The organism is Acinetobacter colistiniresistens (assembly GCF_000413935.1).
GTDB classification, from domain to species: Bacteria; Pseudomonadota; Gammaproteobacteria; order Pseudomonadales; family Moraxellaceae; genus Acinetobacter; species Acinetobacter colistiniresistens.
Genome location: NZ_KE340381.1, coordinates 142,335 through 161,094 on the forward strand (window position 1 = coordinate 142,335; position 18,760 = coordinate 161,094).

General features: G+C 40.8%; 20 protein-coding genes. 8 read left to right on the forward strand and 12 right to left on the reverse strand.

The features are described from left to right. Nucleotides 1-102 precede the first annotated feature (102 nt). Nucleotides 103-792 (reverse strand): YggS family pyridoxal phosphate-dependent enzyme, encoded by a 690-nt coding sequence (locus F907_RS04815; RefSeq protein ID WP_016652841.1) that lies wholly within the window; start codon nucleotides 790-792, stop codon nucleotides 103-105. A gap of 126 nt (nucleotides 793-918) precedes the next feature. Between F907_RS04815 and F907_RS04810 the strand changes: the two genes are divergently transcribed. Then, entirely contained in the window at nucleotides 919-1,956 is a 1,038-nt protein-coding gene (locus F907_RS04810; protein ID WP_005273397.1) for a type IV pilus twitching motility protein PilT, read from the forward strand. A 24-nt stretch (nucleotides 1,957-1,980) separates the two neighbouring features. Continuing rightward, on the forward strand, nucleotides 1,981-3,099 hold the full coding sequence (locus F907_RS04805) for a PilT/PilU family type 4a pilus ATPase (protein WP_005239193.1): 1,119 nt from the start codon (nucleotides 1,981-1,983) through the stop codon (nucleotides 3,097-3,099). Nucleotides 3,100-3,195: 96 nt separating this feature from the next. On the opposite strand, the gene fur is transcribed toward F907_RS04805, so the two are convergent. Beyond that, nucleotides 3,196-3,633, reverse strand: a complete 438-nt coding sequence (fur, locus tag F907_RS04800) for a ferric iron uptake transcriptional regulator (protein WP_005239195.1) — start codon at nucleotides 3,631-3,633, stop codon at nucleotides 3,196-3,198. Between the two features lie 111 nt (nucleotides 3,634-3,744). Here fur and F907_RS04795 point away from each other — a divergent pair, with 111 nt between their 5' ends. Next, a complete protein-coding gene (locus F907_RS04795; protein WP_005273396.1) occupies nucleotides 3,745-4,143 on the forward strand; it encodes an outer membrane protein assembly factor BamE in 399 nt (132 codons plus the stop codon). 53 nt (nucleotides 4,144-4,196) lie between these two features. On the opposite strand, the gene F907_RS04790 is transcribed toward F907_RS04795, so the two are convergent. The 10 genes from F907_RS04790 to F907_RS04745 form a co-directional block, all read right to left on the reverse strand. Then, nucleotides 4,197-4,520 (reverse strand): RnfH family protein, encoded by a 324-nt coding sequence (locus F907_RS04790; protein ID WP_016652842.1) that lies wholly within the window; start codon nucleotides 4,518-4,520, stop codon nucleotides 4,197-4,199. After that, nucleotides 4,520-5,602 (reverse strand): SLC5/6 family protein, encoded by a 1,083-nt coding sequence (locus F907_RS04785; protein ID WP_016652843.1) that lies wholly within the window; start codon nucleotides 5,600-5,602, stop codon nucleotides 4,520-4,522. The genes F907_RS04790 and F907_RS04785 overlap by 1 nt, the downstream gene beginning before the upstream one ends. A 246-nt stretch (nucleotides 5,603-5,848) precedes the next feature. Beyond that, nucleotides 5,849-6,304, reverse strand: a complete 456-nt coding sequence (locus F907_RS04780) for a bacteriohemerythrin (protein ID WP_005239202.1) — start codon at nucleotides 6,302-6,304, stop codon at nucleotides 5,849-5,851. A 285-nt stretch (nucleotides 6,305-6,589) separates the two neighbouring features. Next, nucleotides 6,590-7,438 (reverse strand): class II glutamine amidotransferase, encoded by an 849-nt coding sequence (locus tag F907_RS04775; RefSeq protein WP_032862290.1) that lies wholly within the window; start codon nucleotides 7,436-7,438, stop codon nucleotides 6,590-6,592. 99 nt (nucleotides 7,439-7,537) lie between these two features. Continuing rightward, entirely contained in the window at nucleotides 7,538-8,314 is a 777-nt protein-coding gene (locus tag F907_RS04770; protein WP_016652844.1) for a GNAT family N-acetyltransferase, read from the reverse strand. Between the two features lie 126 nt (nucleotides 8,315-8,440). Further along, nucleotides 8,441-9,340, reverse strand: coding sequence for an acetylglutamate kinase (argB, locus tag F907_RS04765; RefSeq protein ID WP_016652845.1), 900 nt, complete (start codon nucleotides 9,338-9,340; stop codon nucleotides 8,441-8,443). Between the two features lie 10 nt (nucleotides 9,341-9,350). Further along, complete coding sequence (locus F907_RS04760) at nucleotides 9,351-10,775, reverse strand: phosphomannomutase/phosphoglucomutase (RefSeq protein WP_016652846.1); 1,425 nt, start codon at nucleotides 10,773-10,775, stop codon at nucleotides 9,351-9,353. A 194-nt stretch (nucleotides 10,776-10,969) separates the two neighbouring features. Next, nucleotides 10,970-11,422, reverse strand: coding sequence for a dUTP diphosphatase (dut, locus tag F907_RS04755; protein ID WP_005239211.1), 453 nt, complete (start codon nucleotides 11,420-11,422; stop codon nucleotides 10,970-10,972). 23 nt (nucleotides 11,423-11,445) lie between these two features. After that, nucleotides 11,446-13,485 carry a DNA helicase Rep gene (gene rep / locus F907_RS04750; RefSeq protein WP_004655168.1) on the reverse strand — a complete coding sequence of 680 codons (2,040 nt, stop codon included), beginning with the start codon at nucleotides 13,483-13,485 and terminating at the stop codon, nucleotides 11,446-11,448. Between the two features lie 198 nt (nucleotides 13,486-13,683). Beyond that, nucleotides 13,684-14,340: a YiaD family glycine zipper/OmpA-like lipoprotein gene (locus F907_RS04745; RefSeq protein WP_016652847.1), complete on the reverse strand. Its 657-nt coding sequence runs from the start codon at nucleotides 14,338-14,340 to the stop codon at nucleotides 13,684-13,686. A gap of 391 nt (nucleotides 14,341-14,731) precedes the next feature. Here F907_RS04745 and F907_RS04740 point away from each other — a divergent pair, with 391 nt between their 5' ends. From F907_RS04740 to minE, 5 genes are all read left to right on the forward strand, one after another. Then, the gene (locus tag F907_RS04740) at nucleotides 14,732-15,649 is read left to right on the forward strand and encodes an acyltransferase (protein WP_005273380.1); all 918 of its coding nucleotides are present in this window, start codon (nucleotides 14,732-14,734) and stop codon (nucleotides 15,647-15,649) included. A gap of 24 nt (nucleotides 15,650-15,673) precedes the next feature. Next, nucleotides 15,674-16,732 carry a hypothetical protein gene (locus F907_RS04735; protein ID WP_016652848.1) on the forward strand — a complete coding sequence of 353 codons (1,059 nt, stop codon included), beginning with the start codon at nucleotides 15,674-15,676 and terminating at the stop codon, nucleotides 16,730-16,732. A gap of 116 nt (nucleotides 16,733-16,848) precedes the next feature. Further along, nucleotides 16,849-17,568: a septum site-determining protein MinC gene (minC, locus tag F907_RS04730; protein WP_016652849.1), complete on the forward strand. Its 720-nt coding sequence runs from the start codon at nucleotides 16,849-16,851 to the stop codon at nucleotides 17,566-17,568. 72 nt (nucleotides 17,569-17,640) lie between these two features. Further along, nucleotides 17,641-18,453: a septum site-determining protein MinD gene (gene minD, locus F907_RS04725; RefSeq protein ID WP_004655179.1), complete on the forward strand. Its 813-nt coding sequence runs from the start codon at nucleotides 17,641-17,643 to the stop codon at nucleotides 18,451-18,453. Between the two features lie 2 nt (nucleotides 18,454-18,455). Continuing rightward, nucleotides 18,456-18,728: a cell division topological specificity factor MinE gene (gene minE, locus F907_RS04720; RefSeq protein ID WP_004655180.1), complete on the forward strand. Its 273-nt coding sequence runs from the start codon at nucleotides 18,456-18,458 to the stop codon at nucleotides 18,726-18,728. Nucleotides 18,729-18,760: the final 32 nt, after the last annotated feature.

The following is an 18,760-nucleotide window of genomic DNA, read 5'->3' on the forward strand; positions in this document are numbered from 1 at the left end:
AAACTCAAATATTAAAATATTTGCGTTATAAATGAGGAAAATTAAGCTTAAATTAATTGATTACAGATTCACCACAAAATACCCGACCCAAAGCAGAAATTATTATTTCTTTAGTACTTCTCTCGCTCCAAATAAGGCTGTTCCAACTCTGACCATGGTTGAACCCGCCGCAATCGCAGCGTCCAGATCAGCCGACATGCCCATACTCAGGGTATCCCAATCTTGCGGCTGTACATGTTGAGCTTTTACTTGTTCAAATAAAGCTTTAGCCTCAGCAAATGCAGCATGATTCTCGGGTGTAGGAATCACCATCAAGCCACGTAAACGTAGATTGGGAAGTTGACTAATTCGCTGAACCAGCTCTGCAACCTCTTCTGGCTGACAACCATCTTTAGAATCCTGTCCATCGATATTCACTTGTAAACAAAGATTCAGAGGTTTTTGCTGTTCTGACCGTTGGCTGGATAACCGTTCGGCAATAATCAAACGATCAACCCCATGAACCCAATCAAATTTTTCTGCCAAAAGTTTGGTTTTATTGCGTTGCACATGACCAATAAAATGCCATTCGATCTCTAAATCTTGCAGTTCCTCAATTTTTTCTAGTGCTTCTTGCAAATAATTTTCACCAAAACAATGCTGTCCAACTGCATACATCGCTCGAAGACTAGTGCTTGGGTGTGTCTTTGAAACAGCCAACAACTGCACTGTTGCAGGATCTCGTTGCACATGCTGACAGGCCTGTTCTATTTGATTTAAAACAGATTGACGGGATTGTTGCGATTGATTCATTGACACAGTTCTCATTTACGAAATCTTTTTTTGCTCAGACATTCTTTCAGGTGTTGGTATGCCTGCATGAAAGCCTTATATTATTCTACAAAATAATGAGACATTTTAGTTTGTTTCGGGGAAATTATGGATATTACAGAATTACTCGCCTTTTCAGTTAAAAACGGTGCTTCAGATTTACACCTTTCAGCGGGTATGCCTCCTATGATTCGTGTAGATGGTGAAGTCCGCCGTATTAACTTGCCAGCACTGGAACATAAAGATGTACACCGCTTGGTGTATGACATTATGAATGATAAACAACGTCGTGATTTTGAAGAAGATCTAGAAACTGACTTTTCATTTGAAGTTCCCAATATTGCACGTTTCCGTGTCAACGCATTTAACCAAAACCGTGGTGCAGGCGCAGTTTTCCGTACCATTCCATCAAAAGTTTTAACCATGGAAGATTTGGGTCTAGGCTCAATTTTCAAAGAAATTTGTGACTATCCACGTGGCATTGTGCTGGTGACTGGTCCAACGGGTTCAGGTAAATCCACCACCCTTGCAGCGATGATCGACTATATCAATGAAAATCGTTATGACCATATTTTAACAGTTGAAGATCCAATCGAATTTGTTCATCAATCAAAGAAATGTCTGATCAACCAGCGTGAAGTACACCGTGATACACATGGCTTTAACGCAGCACTCCGCTCAGCGCTACGTGAAGACCCAGACATCATTCTGGTCGGTGAGATGCGTGACTTGGAAACCATCCGCTTGGCACTCACAGCCGCGGAAACAGGTCACTTGGTGTTTGGGACACTACATACCACCTCTGCGGCAAAAACCATTGACCGTGTCATCGACGTATTCCCCGCTGAGGAAAAAGACATGGTGCGCGCCATGTTGTCTGAATCCTTGCAAGCTGTGATTTCACAGACATTATTGAAAAAGAATGGTGGTGGCCGTGTGGCTGCACATGAAATTATGATTGGAATTCCGGCCATTCGTAACCTTGTGCGCGAAAACAAAGTCGCGCAAATGTATTCAGCCATCCAGACAGGTGCCAACTACGGCATGAGCACCTTGGACCAAAGCTTGAAAACACTAGTGTCTAAAGGTTTAATCAGCCCACAAACAGCACGTACTGTAGCCAAGCAACCTGAATCATTCCTATAAAAATAAATGGATTAGAGAAATATCATGGATTTTAATGATTTACTCAATTTGATGATTCAACAAAATGCATCAGACTTGTTTGTCACTGCAGATGTTGAACCTTCAATGAAAATTAACGGGCAAATTGTGCCGGTTTCAAAAAGCAAGCTTTCAGGGGAAATTGTCGGTCAATTGGTGCAATCCATTATGACCGATAAACAGCGTAAAGAATTTGCCGAGACACGTGAATGTAACTTCGCGATTATGAACCGTGAAAAGACGGCACGTTTCCGTGTCAGTGCCTTTCAGCAACGTGATATGCCAGGTATGGTACTGCGTAAGATCGAAACCCATATTCCAAGCATGGATGATCTGAAACTACCAGAAGTGCTAAAAGAACTGGCCATGACCAAACGTGGCATTATTATCTTTGTCGGCGCAACAGGTACTGGTAAATCGACCTCTTTGGCTTCCATGATTGGTTACCGCAATCAAAACTCGAAGGGTCATATCATCACCATTGAAGACCCGATCGAATTTGTACATCAACATGCAGGCTGTATTGTCACGCAACGTGAAGTTGGGATTGATACCGATTCATTCGAAATCGCGCTGAAGAATACACTACGTCAGGCACCGGATGTGATCTTGATTGGTGAGATCCGTTCTCGCGAAACCATGGACTATGCTATCGCCTTCGCAGAAACAGGTCACTTGGTCCTCGCCACCCTGCATGCCAACAACGCCAACCAAGCTCTCGATCGTATCATCCACTTCTTTGAAGCAGACCGTCATAGCCAACTGTATATGGACCTGTCGCTGAACTTAAAAGCACTCGTCGCGCAGCAACTGATTCCAACCCCAGATGGGAATTCACGTCGCGCTGCGATTGAGATTTTGATTAATACACCACTTTTGGCGGATTATATCCGTAAGGGCGAAATTCATGAGATTAAAGATCTAATGAAACGTTCACGTGAGTTGGGCATGCAAACCTTTGACCAAGCCTTATTCGATCTGTATAAGGCAGGCCAGATTACCTATAAAGATGCATTAAAGCATGCTGACTCACCAAACGATCTACGCCTCACCATCAAACTGTCAGAAGAAGGCGCAGACCAGTTATTAAGTGCTAGCCGCAATATCACTTTCGATGGCCAGTAATTCAAATTAAGCCATTAAAAAAAGGGAAGGTTTTTGTAACCTTCCCTTTTTATTTGTTCACTTTTGGTGAACTTCTTGCTTTTAACGCAAGAGCACTTATTTTTTACGATAAGCCTCTTGGCATTCTGCATCACTACAGTAACCGTATAGGTTTAAAGAGTGTCCAGTTAGGGCAAAGCCATGTTGGTCTGCAACTGAATGTTGCTCTTTCTCGATAATATCATTTGTAAATTCAACAACTTTGTTACAGTTCAAGCATACAAGGTGATCATGGTGATCTTCCTGCATGATTTCAAAAACCGAATGATTGTTTTCAAAATGATGACGCTGAATAATACCTGCAGCTTCGAATTGTGTTAACACACGGTAAACCGTCGCTAAGCCAACATCTTCGCCCTGCTCGAGCAAAGTTTTATAAATATCTTCAGCACTTAAATGATGTTGTTTTGAATTTTCTAATAATTCCAAAATCTTAATACGAGGAAGGGTAACTTTAAGTCCAGCTTTGCGTAAGTCTTGATTGGAAATCGGCATAAAAAAAGGTCTCTCAACAAATCTTAAGTTGGAATAGGCAATAGAGTTTAGATGCAGTATGATCTATCCTTGAACCAAATGCATCATCATTTATCAGGATAGTGTAGCAAAATGCAAAAAATCATGCTGGCGTTGTTCGTCACTTCAGTACTTAGCGGTTGTTCAGTCTTTGGTGTTTATAAAGTCGATATTCCACAAGGAACACCATTAACCAAAGCACAAGCTTCTCAAGTACAAGTGGGCATGAGCTTTCAGCAAGTCCGTTTCTTGCTTGGCAGCCCAACGGTTACAGATCCATTGAATCCACAACGTTGGGACTACATCTACAACTATATCCCAGGCACTTATGCGAAAAAAGCAAAAATACCTGCAGCACATGGTCAACATTTAAAAATTTATTTTGATGCGAATGGTAACGTAGAACGTATAGAAGGCTTAGATACGATTCCAGAATCACAACCTGGTTTACCGGCATCAAAAGAAGCCATTTTGACTGCGCCACCACTATAACGGCTTTCCCGTAAAAAGAAACCCCTCATCGAGTCAATCGTGAGGGGTTTCTTTTATGAACTTGATGGTCTAAAACGATTACCTTTGATAAAACGTCCGACTGGGTTCTTAGCGGCCCGATTACGACGAATATCTTTCGGATTGATGGTTAAAGCACGGTAGATCTCTACTCGGTCGCCTGCCTGAAGCACGGTATCGGTTTCAATTTTGCTGCCAAACACACCCAAATGTACAACTTCTGGCAATGTAATCTGTTCAGCTAGACCACTCGCTTCAATTGCCTGCTGTGCGGTCATACCTTCACGAAATGCAACAGCAAGATGAAACTGCTGCTCAGGCGTTGCAAAAGCCACCCAAACTTGTTTTGTTAGTTCCATTAGAGTATTTGTCCAACCACCGCAACGATTGCGATCATGATTGAGAGTGGTAGCACTAAACGTACCGCAATACGCCATACGTTATAGAACAGCTCATTACTAAAACCCATGGCTTTACGAAGATGACTGATCTTCATAATCCACCCCGCAAATACGGCATAAATCAGACAAATCACTAATCCCCATAACATCAACAAGGTATTAAAAATTTGTTCAACTTGTGGCGCTGCCCACACAGCAATTGCTGCAAGCAGGATTGCCCATTGCACCACTATCGCGAGCTGGCGTTGTGCTAATTGTTCTTTTGCAAACTGAATCAGTAATGCAGCAGACATAATTGCTGCAAAAACCCAAGCCAAAGCAGGAAGTTGAGCCTGAACAGAAAAGAAACCAAATGCAATCACTGCGAGTAACTGAGCCACCCAGATCGGTAAAACCGCTGTTGTTGCCGCATTCTGTTGTTTTACCGCAGGTAAACTGCTTTGCCAATATAGGCCTAAGCCCAAACCACTTGCGACCAAAGCCAATACCGTGGCATTACCCCACTCTTTGAACTCGACACCCGTCCAGTGCCAAGCTTGTAAATGTGTTCCCATCACATTGGCAAGCACAAATGCAGCAAGTACGCCGATGGTTGTGAGTCCAATTAAAATCTGACGAGGAATAAAAGAGAGTCCAACTGCGACAATGGCAAAGATTGCAAAAAGCGCCTGATTCGGTAAATCGAGGCTAAGTTGCTGTGTAACGACATGCGTTGCAGTCGTCAACACACTACCTGCAAAAAAAGGTACGAATACAACGGCCAACCATCCTACAATACGCCATCTTGGTGAAGCATCTGCATCACGAGTTAAGCCCGAAAGTGCTTGTAACGCAGTAGTCTGTGAACGCTTTGCTAAAGCAATTTCAAGATAACCAATGGGTAATGCCAATAAAATCATGGTTCCCAACCACAGTAACCAGAAATCAAATTGACGGTCAATCTGGATACCCACAGTCGGAGCCAATGTGGTAATCATGACAAAAGATAGGCAAAACGCCATCACTGGAGCCAACCAGCGTGACAGAGTTGTGTCCTGCATAATGCATTCCTTGAAAAATCTTTGAACTCATTGCGCTTTATGGAGTTTGCAATGAAATATTCAATCTATTTTGCCTTTCTCACGCCTGAAAATCAAAACAAAAGATATCGAAAGAAAAAAGCAAATCACCGGTTAAGATGATTTGCTGCGCACCAGTTATTATTTTATTCATTAGACCCCCTGTATATCACTCATACCAACCTTATTATTTTTCATAACAAGGAGTCTTTTTTTATTATCTTATTATTATGAGAAGAAACGAGCGAACCAGTTTTTCCCTTTTTTCTTTTCATTTTCTTTAATGATTCCAATCATATTTTCTTTCACCGCACCAACATAATCTGCATCATCATGGCGGATATGGTTAATCAACCATTTTGAAAGAGCTTCATGCAGTTCACTATCAATTTCCTGCCCCAGCTCAAAACGTTGACGATAGGTCTCGATCTTTTTGATAAATAAATCATGCACTCGCTTGTGTGGTACACGATATTTATAGTTTGCTTCTTCCTGCAAACTTTCTTCAAAGGTAAAATGTGATTGGGTATAATCAATAATATTATCTAAAATACCTTTTAATTTGGCGCGATCATCACCTTCATTTAATTCATCAATTTCATTAATATAATCTAGAATACGACGATGCTGATCATCGATCACCTCGATTCCTGTATTATATTCGACAGACCATTTCATACCCATATCGAACCCCAAACCATATTTGATTTATTGAATAAGAATATAATATCGATAATGCAATTAAATAAAAACGCAGCATTTTTGTCAGGTTTTAAATATTTACACATAAAACAAATTAAACTATTGTTTTATATTTAATTAAATATTTTAACCAATCAAAACACTCAAGTATTTTTTAACCAACAAGAAAAAATATCTATCTAATTTTATTGAAGTAACTAAAGAATATAAGGAATACCCCATTAAAAGATATATCTAATATATATATTTATATTGTCTTTTGATCTATTAATACTGGTCTGCTTTGGTTACTCGTTTTAATGCAGGATTTTGCGCCTCGCGTATTAAGCGCTCCACACGAGTTAATGCCTGTAAAATGGGCTGACCATGCTGAAATAAAATCATTTCCCCTGCTTGGTAAGCAGTCCACGCCTCATTATGTGTTAAAGGCTCAGTCGTGATCACAGCAACCCGATCTTCTGGCGTGGTAACTTCACTAAAATCCACTTTAACGTCGAGATCAATCAAATGTGCGTGCTGGAATGGGTACTCGCGTACAAGCCAATGCAACTTGGTGGTGGCATAACTAAATAAAGCTTTACCATTCGACAGGCAGAAATTAAATGTGCCATGTTCTGCAATCTGTGGTGCAATACGCTGTAAAAGTGCAAAAATCTCTTCCAAACTTGGCTCGGTATAGCCAAATGCTTGCACAAATTGATCCAGTAAATAACAGAATGCAAGCTCACTATCTGTATTGCCTACTGGCTCAAAACGACCGCTCAACTCAGGTTTAAAGTCATGCAAATCACCATTGTGGGCAAAAATCCAATGTCTGCCCCAAAGCTCGCGTAAAAAAGGATGTGAGTTTTCAAGGTTAATTTTGCCTTGTGTCGCTTTACGGATATGCGCGATGACATTACGTGATTTAATTGGATAATTACGAATTAAATCAGCAATAGGTGATTCAACCGCAGATTGATTATCCACGAATAAGCGGCAGGCTTTATCTTCGAAAAAAGCAATTCCAAAGCCGTCACAATGATCAGAGGTTACCCCTGCCCGTTGTGAAAACCCACGGAAAGAAAAGGTAATATCTGTCGGGGTGGCGCAATTCATTCCTAATAGCTGGCACATATCTTTAAACTAGCAAACATCTAAGCCTATTGTGCATGAGGGATAGATACCTTGTAAATCTGAATATGTGCTCACTATTAGACTAAGAGTGATATAGTGCTAGCGCTGCACCATTTTGTTCATCACAAAAGAGGTCGCAATCTTATTCACTTCTAGGAAAACAAAATAATCCAAGCATTTAAAATTTTCGTCATAAAATGCTTGTTTTGATAGTTTCGATTGCATTCCAAGATAGGTCTGAAACAGTTTTGGCATGCGTTCATCTTGCGGGAAACTATAGTCAGGACGTTCTGGTTCAAAGCTACGTTTTGAACGAATATCAATTGTCTGATGATCACCCAACTGTTGAATTTGACGATGGGTGTAATAGGCACGAGCCAAGTTATCGTCTAAATGAATACTGACGCAGCCCATTAAATATTTGGCACGCATGGACCAGAGTACTTTAGGAACCAAGTTTAACCAGAGCATGGAAAGTGCCTTCCCAGAACGGAATTTGGGATGTACACAGGTTCGTCCAATTTCGAGAATACTTGGTAAATGAGAAAACTGAGGAACGATTTCAAATTCTTTTGCGCTGTAACTTTGCCCAATTTCATAGCCCTGAAACAGTTTTAGTCGCGTATAAGCAACAATTTCACCAGTCCATTTTTCTCGCAAAACTGCATGCTCACAACCGAAATCATAAAGATCCTGATCTAAACCGTCTTCAAAGTGCATGCCAAATTGGTGACTAAATTGTGTTGCTCTAAAACGTTGTACTTCTTGTAATTCTTTTAAATTATCCACCCATTCAAAACGGAATTGATTTTGAGCTGGTTTGTGGCGTAAAGGTAAAGTCAATGTCTGGCGATATTGATTTAATTTTTCTAGCATAATGAAAGCTCCTTATGGCTAGATTCACCTTAAAGCGCTTAAATGACATTGCGATGACTAAAACATGAACAACTGATGACCAAAAAAGAGACCTCTCAAGGTCTCCTTTAAAATCAATAGAATGAATTAATGTTTGCCACGGTTGGTAATCAATGTACCGACACCATGATCGGTAAAGATTTCTAACAAACTGGCATGCGGTACACGGCCATCCACAATATGCGCGCTGACCACCCCACCTTTAACAGCATCCAGTGCACAACCTACTTTTGGAATCATGCCACCATAAATCACGCCAGTTTCAATCAAACGATCAACTTCTTGCGTGCTTAAACCCGTCAATAAGTTTTTATTTTCGTCCAATACACCGGTGATATTGGTCAGTAGAATCAACTTTTCTGCACCTAACGCTTCTGCAACTTTTCCAGCCACAAGATCTGCATTGATATTATAAGTATTCCCTTCCTCGTCTACACCAAGAGGGGCAATCACAGGGATAAAATCGCTTTGCGTGAACATTTCCAAAACGTCGGTTTTCACACCAGTCACTTCACCGACCATACCCAAATCAATTTGTGAAACAGAGCCATCGGCTTCCTGTTTTTCCATCAATAGTTTACGAGCACGTAATAAGTTTCCGTCTTTGCCGGTTAAACCAATGGCACGCCCACCATGCTTATTAATTAGATTAACAATCGATTTATTAACACTGCCACCCAACACCATTTCAACCACTTCCATGGTGGCTTGATCGGTTACACGCATGCCATCGATACGGGCAGACTCTTGACCAAGACGTTTCAACAATGAATCCACTTGTGGACCACCGCCATGTACAACAATTGGATTTAAGCCAACAGTTTTTAACAACACGATATCACGAGCAAAGGAGCTTTCCAGCTCTGGGTCTGTCATTGCATTACCACCATATTTTACAACCAGCGTTTTTCCTGTAAAACGTTGGATATACGGCAAAGCTTCGATCAAAATTTTTGCTTTATCAATGCCGATATGCTCATGTGGCATGCGTCTCTCCTTAATAGGTCTGTGCGAGTTCTTGTGCAATCTGCGGATATTGGTCTTGTAGCATAACCACAAATTTCTGACGAATTTCAATTAATCGATTTTGATTATCTGCATCAAAACGGACGGTAAAATATTCACCCGTATTGGATGCTCGAATAATGCCAAATCCATCGTCAAAATCAAGTCTTACCCCATCAATTTTACTTAAACGCGCACCTAAACGATGACTTAAGATTTCAATATCATTTAAAACCTGTTGAGGATTGGCATCATGGGTATTGATATAAGTATCTTCTGTACAGCAACGCTCTGGGTAAATGCTTAATAACTCAGATAGGCTGGCTGCCCCAGATTGAGCGAGATATTCCATCACCCGTAATGCTGCATAAAGCCCATCATCATAGCCAAAGCCACGCCCATCATTAAAGACGTAATGGCCTGCATACTCACCACCAAATACGGCTGTGCCTTTAGATTGAGACAGATAGGTACGCAAGAAACTACTACCTGTACGGATCATTTTAGCTCGCCCTTCCAAACGCTGTACCGTATCGGCAACTAACCGAGAACACTTCACATCAAACACAATTTCTTTATGTGGATGTTGCTGTAAACACATTTGTGCAAATAAAGACAATAAACGATCAGGACTAATAATATGTGCATTTTCATCCAGTAAAACCACGCGATCACCGTCACCATCCAAAGCAATGCCGATATCTGCTTTTTCAGCAAGAATGGCAGCCTGTAACTTGGTTAAATGCTCAGCATGTGACGGATCTGGTGCATGATCTGGGAAATGCCCATCGGCGTCGCAACGCAACGCAATCACTGTACATCCCAGTTTTTCCAAAACCAGTTTGGCACAACGCCCTGCTGAACCGTTCAATCCATCTAAAACTACTTTTAATGGACGCACTAGCTGAATATCAGTCAGTAAGGAATGTTGATACTGTAAACAATATTCAGGAACAATCTGGTGTGCTGTATTTTCTAAAGAGAAAGTATCTTCACGCTGTATTAAAGCGATTTGTGCAAACTGCCCAACTTGTTGAATGGTTTCTGGTGTTGGCGGTTCACCTTTTAAAATCCATTTAATACCATTATCAGACTTCGGGTTATGACTGGCGGTCACCATCATACCGTTACCACCAAAATCACGAGCAACAAAATACATCATGGGCGTTGAACAACAACCGATATTAATCACCTCTAAACCCTGTTGCTCAAAGATCTGCTGAATGATACTGGCATAAACTGGGCTACTTAAGCGTGCGTCATAACCAATCACGACCTGTGTTTGTTCAGCTTTTTGATATTGTGCAACTAAAGCATAAGCAATCGAGCGAATAATATTAGGTGTCAAATTCGTTAGTTTTCCGCGTATATCATAAGCACGGAAAATATTCAGAGGAAATGTCTGTTTTATATTCACTATAAGCCCCTATTTTTATAATCTTTTGATCCATAAAAAACGCAGAAACTATTAAGAAATTAATTCACCCTTATTCAGAAAAATTAAAATAATTAATCTGCTGCTTTGTAATATATATCGGAGCAACAATCAATATGAAAAATGCAACGTTTTTCAGCAAAACATTGCATTTAAAATGATAATGACTGAAAAGCTTATTGTTTTCCAGTATGGCCAAAACCACCCGCACCACGCTCAGTTGCCACAAATTCATTTACTTGTTCAAACTCAGCCTGAACGACAGGAACCAATACATATTGTGCTAAACGTTCACCTGGTTCTAAACGGAAGGTATTCTGCCCACGGTTCCAGACTGAAACCATCAACTCACCTTGATAATCAGAATCAATTAGGCCAACCAAATTACCTAATACAATACCATGTTTATGACCTAGACCTGAGCGAGGTAAAATCAAACCCGCAAAATTTGGATCTTCAATATAAATCGCCAAGCCCGTTTTCACTAAAACAGTTTCGCCCGCAGCAATTTCAATCGCTTCATCTAAACATGCACGCAAATCTAGACCTGCAGAACCCGTTGTCGCATAAGAAGGCAAAGCCCACTCTTGACCTAAACGTGCATCTAATACTTTAACTTGGACTTTCATTACAACTTCCTACTTACAATCTATTAACGTTTCAATAATGCTTTTAAATTGGCGAGATACTGCTGTGCCTGCTCTTTCGGATCAACATTCGGTGCCAATTTCTTTTTACGGCCATGCCATTCCAAATCATCTTGTGGCATCTCATCCAAGAAACGGCTTGGCGTCATTTGACGCATTTGCCCACCATTCTTACGCTGCTCCGCCAAGGTCAAGGTCAGGCCCTGACGTGCGCGGGTAATGCCTACATACATCAAACGGCGCTCTTCTTCGATAGTTTCCGATGCAATCGAGTTTTTATGTGGAAGTAGTTCTTCTTCCAAACCGATCATATATACATACGGAAACTCTAGCCCTTTTGCTGCGTGTAGGGTTAATAAGTTCACCTTATCGGTGTCTTCTTCTTCCTGTTGCTGCTCAAGCATATCCAGCAACACCAACTTACGAATCACACTCTCAATATTCTTCTCATCCACATCATCGGTACGATTCAGTAGATTTTGAATACTGCTATATAAACTTTCGATACTGTCGAGTTTGGTTTTTTCTTGCGCAGGCGTAGCGGCTTGTTCGCGGATATAGTCGATATAGCCTGCTTCATTGATCATTTGACGAACTTTCGGCATCGGCTCATCGTCATCCAGCAGTTCGCGCGTAAAGGTTGCGATAAAATCAGCAAACTCATGTAATTGTGTGGCAGCTTTCTTTGGCAACACCATGCTTAAGCGCTGATCTGAAGATGCGGTTAATAAAGACAAGGTATTTTCTTGGGCAAATAAACCGAGTTTTTCTAAAGTTACCGGGCCAATCGCACGTTTGGGTGTATTAATAATACGCAAGAATGCACTGTCATCTTCTGGGTTAATGATCAGGCGCAAATAACTCATCACGTCTTTAATTTCAGCGCGTGCGAAGAATGACTGACCACCAGACAATTTATACGGGATCTGCATCTGACGCAGCTGCGTCTCGATTACACGTGCTTGGAAGTTCCCTCGATACAACACTGCATAATCTTTCCAGTTTTTACCATTCATTAACTTATGCGTAATCAGGTCTTTCACTACACGTTCTGCTTCATCGTCATCATTTAGACAGGTAATGACCCGAATAGTTTCACCATGCCCTTTATCACTCCACAATTTCTTATCGAAGATATGCGGATTATTTTCAATTACGGCATTGGCTGCTTTTAAGATACGACTGGTTGAACGGTAGTTTTGCTCAAGTTTAATGACTTTGAGATTATGGAAGTCATCCTTCAATAAAGCCATGTTTTCAGGCTTTGCACCACGCCATGCATAAATCGACTGGTCATCATCACCTACGGCGGTGAACTGCCCCATCACGCCAACCAACAGCTTCACCAAAGTATATTGCGCAGTATTGGTATCCTGATATTCATCGACCAGTAAATAGCGAACACGGTTTTGCCATTTGTCACGTACTTCAGCATTTTCCTGAAGCAAACGCGTTGGCATCACGATCAAGTCATCAAAGTCTACCGCGTTATAGGCCCGTAAATTCCGTTCATAAAGCTGATAAAGATGTGCAAACTGGACATCTTCAACCGTTTCACAAGTTGAATGGGCTTGTTCTGGAACGATAAGATCGTTTTTCCAATCTGAAATTTTCTTCATGGCCTTGGCAAGAAGCTCTTTACTCTCAGCCCCTGACAAGTTATCACGCTGCATCAAATCCATCAGGATTCGCTTACAGTCATCGGCATCTAAAATAGAAAAGTTGTTTTTAAGTGGCAAATGTTTTAATTCAAGGCGAAGTAAATTCAAACCAAAGGTATGGAAGGTCGAAACCGAAAGTCCTTTTGCCTCTTCACGTGACAGCAATTTCCCCACACGCTCTTTCATTTCACGCGCAGCCTTATTGGTAAAGGTCATTGCAGTAATACGATAGGCTGGAATCCCGCATTGTTGCACCAAGAAAGCCACTTTTCGGGTGATTACAGAAGTTTTACCTGAACCTGCACCTGCAAGTACCAACAATGGCCCCTGAACATATTTCATTGCTTCAAGTTGCTTGTCATTGAGTTGACTGGCAGATGACATGGGTTATACCTCTCTCGTTTCCGAGCCTGATTTTTCGAGCACAATTATAGACATCTCTGTTTTATAATCCCAATAGTAAATCTAGGGATATGTATAAATTATGATGTTTCAATTTTATAATCACGACACAGTTTGTCGTAAGCTTTAGCATGCAATAAAAAAACCACCCGAAGGTGGTTTTTTAGAAATCAGTAAAAATTACTGTTTCGCATAAATGCTGATTTCTACACGACGGTTTTGCTCTTTACCAGCAGCAGTTGTGTTTGATGCGATTGGGTTTGCTGAACCTAAACCTTGAGCATCAATACGGCTACCAGGAATACCTTGACCTGCTAAATAGTTTTTAACAGATTGAGCACGTGCTTGAGATAATGGAAGGTTGATTGAATCATTACCTGTGTTATCGGTATAACCCGTTACAAGGATCGCGCTCTTGTTATCTTCAGCTAAAGTTTGCGCTACTTTGTTTAAAGTACCGTAAAAGTTAGGTTTGATGTTTGATTTGTTGGTATCAAACGTGATGCTACCTGGCATAATTAACTGAACAGAACCATCTGGATTACGGCCAACTTCTACGCCAGTACCAACCATTTGTTCACGTAACTTTTTCTCTTTATTATCAAGATACAAGCCACTTGCACCACCAAGAACCGCACCAATTGCCATCGCACGGTTATTTTGCGAGCTGCTACCGTTACCAATACCTTTAGAAATACCGTAACCTAAGGCTGTACCAAGTACTGCGCCCATTGCAGCTTTGTCATATTCAAAACCGTTACCGCCATTTCCCGTAGTTTGGCAACCAGAAAGAACCAAACCAGCCCCTACGAGTGTTGAAATTACTAATGCACGCATTGCGTAGCTCCTGTCTATGTATTTTGTTGTCTGCACAAATAATGAATGAGAAAATTCAGCTAGACCATTGATATTTTGTTAATAATAAACAGTTTATTTGTATTTTTGTAATATTTTGATGCATTTTACTTGATTGCAGCAACACAATTTCTTCAACATTACTCAGATCTCACTCCCAAACAAAAATTGAGACATATATCACAAAACTAAAATCGTTTGAATTTTAAACACGGCATCATAATTCGTGCTGCCCTTTCAGTTATTAAAATCAGCTTATCGGGCGAATATATAAAAAATGTCAATATCTTAAAATATACAGTTGTATTTCAACATCTGTTGTTTATAGTTGGAACATCTCTTTTTTCAAACATATGCACTCAAGGCTGAATTTATGGCTACCGTGAATAAAAAAGCATCCCTATTGCAAAAAGTCAGTAAAGGATTAACCGTTAGTTCAGTAATTACTGGAAGTACCTTTTTTCATGGTCCACCTGTACTTGCTTTAGGTTTAACCAAAATATTCAAAAAATCTGCAAAAGTCGATGAAACCAATATTCAAATTACCAACAGTTGGTTAGGCGTTAATAACTGGTTAATTGACCATGTATTGCCCGACTTACACTGGGACATCAGTATTGATGAGCAGCTCGATCTTAATTTACAAGGTCGATATATGATGATCTGTAATCATCAAAGTTGGGTAGATACCACCGTAAATCAGTATTTTGGTCTAACCCGCATGCCCTTGACGCGTTTCTTTACCAAGTGGGAACTGATTTTCATTCCATTTGTAGGACAAGCGTTCAAAATCTTAGGCTTCCCGATGATGAAACGTCATAGCAAAGAACAGATTGCCCAAAATCCAGAACTGAAGTCGCGTGATATGCTGGAAGCACGTAAAGCCTGTGAACAATTACTCAGCCAGCCATTTACTTTATTAAACTATTTGGAAGGCACTCGATTTACCCCTGAAAAACATGCTGCACAGCAATCCCCTTTCCAAAATCTGCTCAAACCTAAAGCAGGTGGTTTAGCCTTGGCGCTTAATATTCTGGGGGATCAAATTGATGCTCTAGTCGATATGACCATTGTTTATCCTGACGGTGCACCAGGTTATGGTGAATTTTGGCTTGGAGATGTCTCCCGTATTGCGGTAGATTTACGTAAAATCGATATTCCCAAATGGGTCATTGGCGGTAATTATGAAGATGATCCTATTTATCGTGAACGCTTCCAAAAATGGGTTGATCAGATCTGGACTGAAAAGGACCAGTTGATTACACAAATGAAAGCCAAGTATCATCAATAATCTCTTCAGGGATTGAGTACAAACATGACCGAGCAAGACTCAGGAAAAAACTCTAAATATAGCTATGTTAATCCGAACAGCCCGTTCTTTAAGCTGTTCCTCGTCTATGACATTTTCATGGTCTTTATTATTGTTTTTAATTTGTTCTGCTTAGGCATGAACTTTTTCCTGATGAGCAATATCGGCGCCTGGTTTTTTAATACCATTCATTTGACCAATGTACTGGAGCTCTATCGAACCCATTTACATCCATGGGTCATTACCACAGAAGCTTGGTTCATTATCTTCTTGATTGTAGAGCTCGGCGTACGCTGGTTTTTATCAATTGTACAAAAGCATCATGCACGATGGTGGTTTTTCCCTTTTATACATTGGTACGAGATCATTGCGATTATTCCGCATTTCCGTTTTTTACGATTATTTCGGGCTGGGATTATCGCTTATCGCTTGCATGAATTAGGGTATAAAGTGATCCCCGAAGGGATGCGCACCAAAGCTATTTTCTATTATCGCGTGGTGATGGAGGAGCTATCTGACCGTGTTGTCATCACCGTGATCGATGGTGTTCGACACGAGCTTGAAACCAGTTCCAGTCATAAAAAAATTATTCATGATTTAGTTGACCATCATCGCCAGCTCTTTACGGTGACGCTCGCCTCAATGTTACAGGAGTCGCTTGCCAGTGCGTTACAACAGCAACAACCAATGATTACTCAAAAAGTTGGTATCATTGTTAACCAAGCCATTGAAGATACCCCTGAACTAACGCAATTGCTGCGCTTGATCCCAATTGTAGGTGGACGAATCGAACAACAAATCCAAAGCATTGGTCAACGCCTAGGGGAAAATATTAGTGCCGGCCTGATGGAACCATTTACAGCCGGTTCAACAGAAAGACCCAATGAGAATTATCAGTTCATTGCGCAAAAAGTGAGTGAGTTAAATATCGACAATCAATATCTGGAAGAACTGGTTGAGTCGGTGGTCTACGAAAGCCTAGAAGCCATTCGAAAACAGGTCAAAGTCAAACAATGGCAGCAAACTTTGCAAGAATCTGATCAATTGGATAAAAAAGCGGAATGATTACAAGAAAAATTACCAATCAAGCTAGAGAATTGGTGTAATTTGTTCTAGCATTTGCTTTTATTTACAACTGCTTTAACACAATAGAGCGCTTAAAAAGCCCTGAAGGATAAATTATGGCTGACATACGGATTACGGGCAGAATGGTCAATTTTAGTCGACTGACTTTCGACACCAATGACCATAATGCAATCCGCCAGCAACTTAGCAATACCCTGAACGAAGGTTCTTATACTGGAACACTGGTCATTATCGACAGTACTGTTGAACAAGAACTGATTGCGCTCATTCAACTACTCATTGATTTAGGCCTACAGCCGATGGCCGTTATTGATGGTATTTTGGGTGATGAAGCTCGTGCCATTCAATTCCCTGTGCTGCCAACAGATCAGCCCTTGCAGCGTATCAAAGCTTCAAAAGAGCAAGTGGTTGAGCATGCGCCTGCAAAAACAGTGGATAACTCTGCAATACAAACACCACAAAAAAACACATCGAATGCGTATATCACCTCTTATCATGATGAGATTTTGCGTACGGGCCAATGTTTGGTACAAGATCAAGGCGATATCATCTTAAATGCCGGCATGAATAGTGGATCAGAAGTCATTGCATCTGGAAATATTCACATTTATGGCAATGCTCGTGGTAGAGTCATTGCAGGTGCAGGTGGGCAAGCTGCGGCACGTATTTTCTGCCACTCGCTAGAAGCAGAATTAATTTCGATTGCAGGAACCTATTGTGTTGCAGATGATATTCCCAAAGATATGATCAAAAAGCCTGTACATATTTATTTAAATAACAAGCAAGAACTTGAATTTGAAGCCTTGCAGTTTTAATTTATTTAATTGAGTTTTAAGCACCAAATAAGCCCTTTTAGGGGCGTATGACCATAAATAGGAGTGGATTCGGTGGCCAAAATTGTTGTCGTAACGTCAGGCAAAGGTGGTGTAGGTAAAACTACAACAAGCGCATCTTTTGCAACAGGTTTAGCCCTACGTGGTCATAAAACTGTTGTAATTGATTTCGATGTAGGTTTACGTAACCTAGATTTGATTATGGGCTGCGAACGCCGCGTTGTTTATGATTTCGTCAATGTCATTAATAATGAAGCACGCTTACAACAAGCGCTGATCCGTGATAAAGATATTGAAAACTTATATATTCTCCCTGCATCACAAACCCGTGATAAAGATGCCTTGAGCGATGAAGGTGTTGCACGTGTGATTGATGAACTTTCTCAAGAGTTCGATTACATTATCTGTGACTCACCAGCAGGGATTGAACGTGGTGCGATTTTAGCCATGTATCATGCGGATGAAGCCATCATTGTCACCAACCCTGAAATTTCATCAGTACGTGACTCTGACCGCATTATTGGCATGCTTGATAGCAAGACCAAGAAAGTTGAACAAAACGAAGGTCGTATCCGTAAGCATCTATGTATCACACGTTTCAACCCTGAACGTGCAGATCGTCAAGAAATGCTTACGATTGATGATATCTCTAAAGATATTTTACGAGTGCCGACATTGGGTGTCATTCCTGAGTGTCCAAGCGTGCTTCAAGCATCAAACGAAGGTAAGCCAGTAATTCTGTACGCAGAAGAAAAAGCTGGACAAGCTTATGATGACTTGGTAGCTCGTTTCCTTGGTGAAGAGCGTCCTTATCGACACATTGCAGTACAGCCAAAAGGTTGGTTAGCTAGACTATTTGGAGCGTAATTATGGCAGGATTCTGGAGTAAACTTTTTAGCAGTGATGAAAAACCATCAAGTGCACAAACTGCCAAAGATCGTTTAAAGGTGATTGTTGCCTCTGAACAAGGTTTAGGTCGTCGCCTAGGCCAAGACAAAATCGACCAGATGAAAAAAGAAATCATGCAGGTAGTGAGTCGTTATGTTCGTGGTGTGGATGAACAGCATATTCAAATGCAGGTTCGTTCAGAAGCAAATATCGAAATGTTAGAAATGAATATCAATTTACCTGAAGATCGATAGAAGTTTTTTCATTAGCGATTTTTCGCAAATAA

Excerpts from the sequence above, each read along its gene's own strand:
- F907_RS04815 (WP_016652841.1), bottom strand. The coding sequence starts at position 792 with ATGAATCAATCGCAACAATCCCGTCAATCTGTTTTAAATCAAATAGAA.
- F907_RS04810 (WP_005273397.1), top strand. The coding sequence starts at position 919 with ATGGATATTACAGAATTACTCGCCTTTTCAGTTAAAAACGGTGCTTCA.
- F907_RS04805 (WP_005239193.1), top strand. The coding sequence starts at position 1,981 with ATGGATTTTAATGATTTACTCAATTTGATGATTCAACAAAATGCATCA.
- fur (WP_005239195.1), bottom strand. The coding sequence starts at position 3,633 with ATGCCGATTTCCAATCAAGACTTACGCAAAGCTGGACTTAAAGTTACC.
- F907_RS04795 (WP_005273396.1), top strand. The coding sequence starts at position 3,745 with ATGCAAAAAATCATGCTGGCGTTGTTCGTCACTTCAGTACTTAGCGGT.
- F907_RS04790 (WP_016652842.1), bottom strand. The coding sequence starts at position 4,520 with ATGGAACTAACAAAACAAGTTTGGGTGGCTTTTGCAACGCCTGAGCAG.
- F907_RS04785 (WP_016652843.1), bottom strand. The coding sequence starts at position 5,602 with ATGCAGGACACAACTCTGTCACGCTGGTTGGCTCCAGTGATGGCGTTT.
- F907_RS04780 (WP_005239202.1), bottom strand. The coding sequence starts at position 6,304 with ATGGGTATGAAATGGTCTGTCGAATATAATACAGGAATCGAGGTGATC.
- F907_RS04775 (WP_032862290.1), bottom strand. The coding sequence starts at position 7,438 with ATGTGCCAGCTATTAGGAATGAATTGCGCCACCCCGACAGATATTACC.
- F907_RS04770 (WP_016652844.1), bottom strand. The coding sequence starts at position 8,314 with ATGCTAGAAAAATTAAATCAATATCGCCAGACATTGACTTTACCTTTA.
- argB (WP_016652845.1), bottom strand. The coding sequence starts at position 9,340 with ATGCCACATGAGCATATCGGCATTGATAAAGCAAAAATTTTGATCGAA.
- dut (WP_005239211.1), bottom strand. The coding sequence starts at position 11,422 with ATGAAAGTCCAAGTTAAAGTATTAGATGCACGTTTAGGTCAAGAGTGG.
- rep (WP_004655168.1), bottom strand. The coding sequence starts at position 13,485 with ATGTCATCTGCCAGTCAACTCAATGACAAGCAACTTGAAGCAATGAAA.
- F907_RS04745 (WP_016652847.1), bottom strand. The coding sequence starts at position 14,340 with ATGCGTGCATTAGTAATTTCAACACTCGTAGGGGCTGGTTTGGTTCTT.
- F907_RS04740 (WP_005273380.1), top strand. The coding sequence starts at position 14,732 with ATGGCTACCGTGAATAAAAAAGCATCCCTATTGCAAAAAGTCAGTAAA.
- F907_RS04735 (WP_016652848.1), top strand. The coding sequence starts at position 15,674 with ATGACCGAGCAAGACTCAGGAAAAAACTCTAAATATAGCTATGTTAAT.
- minC (WP_016652849.1), top strand. The coding sequence starts at position 16,849 with ATGGCTGACATACGGATTACGGGCAGAATGGTCAATTTTAGTCGACTG.
- minE (WP_004655180.1), top strand. The coding sequence starts at position 18,456 with ATGGCAGGATTCTGGAGTAAACTTTTTAGCAGTGATGAAAAACCATCA.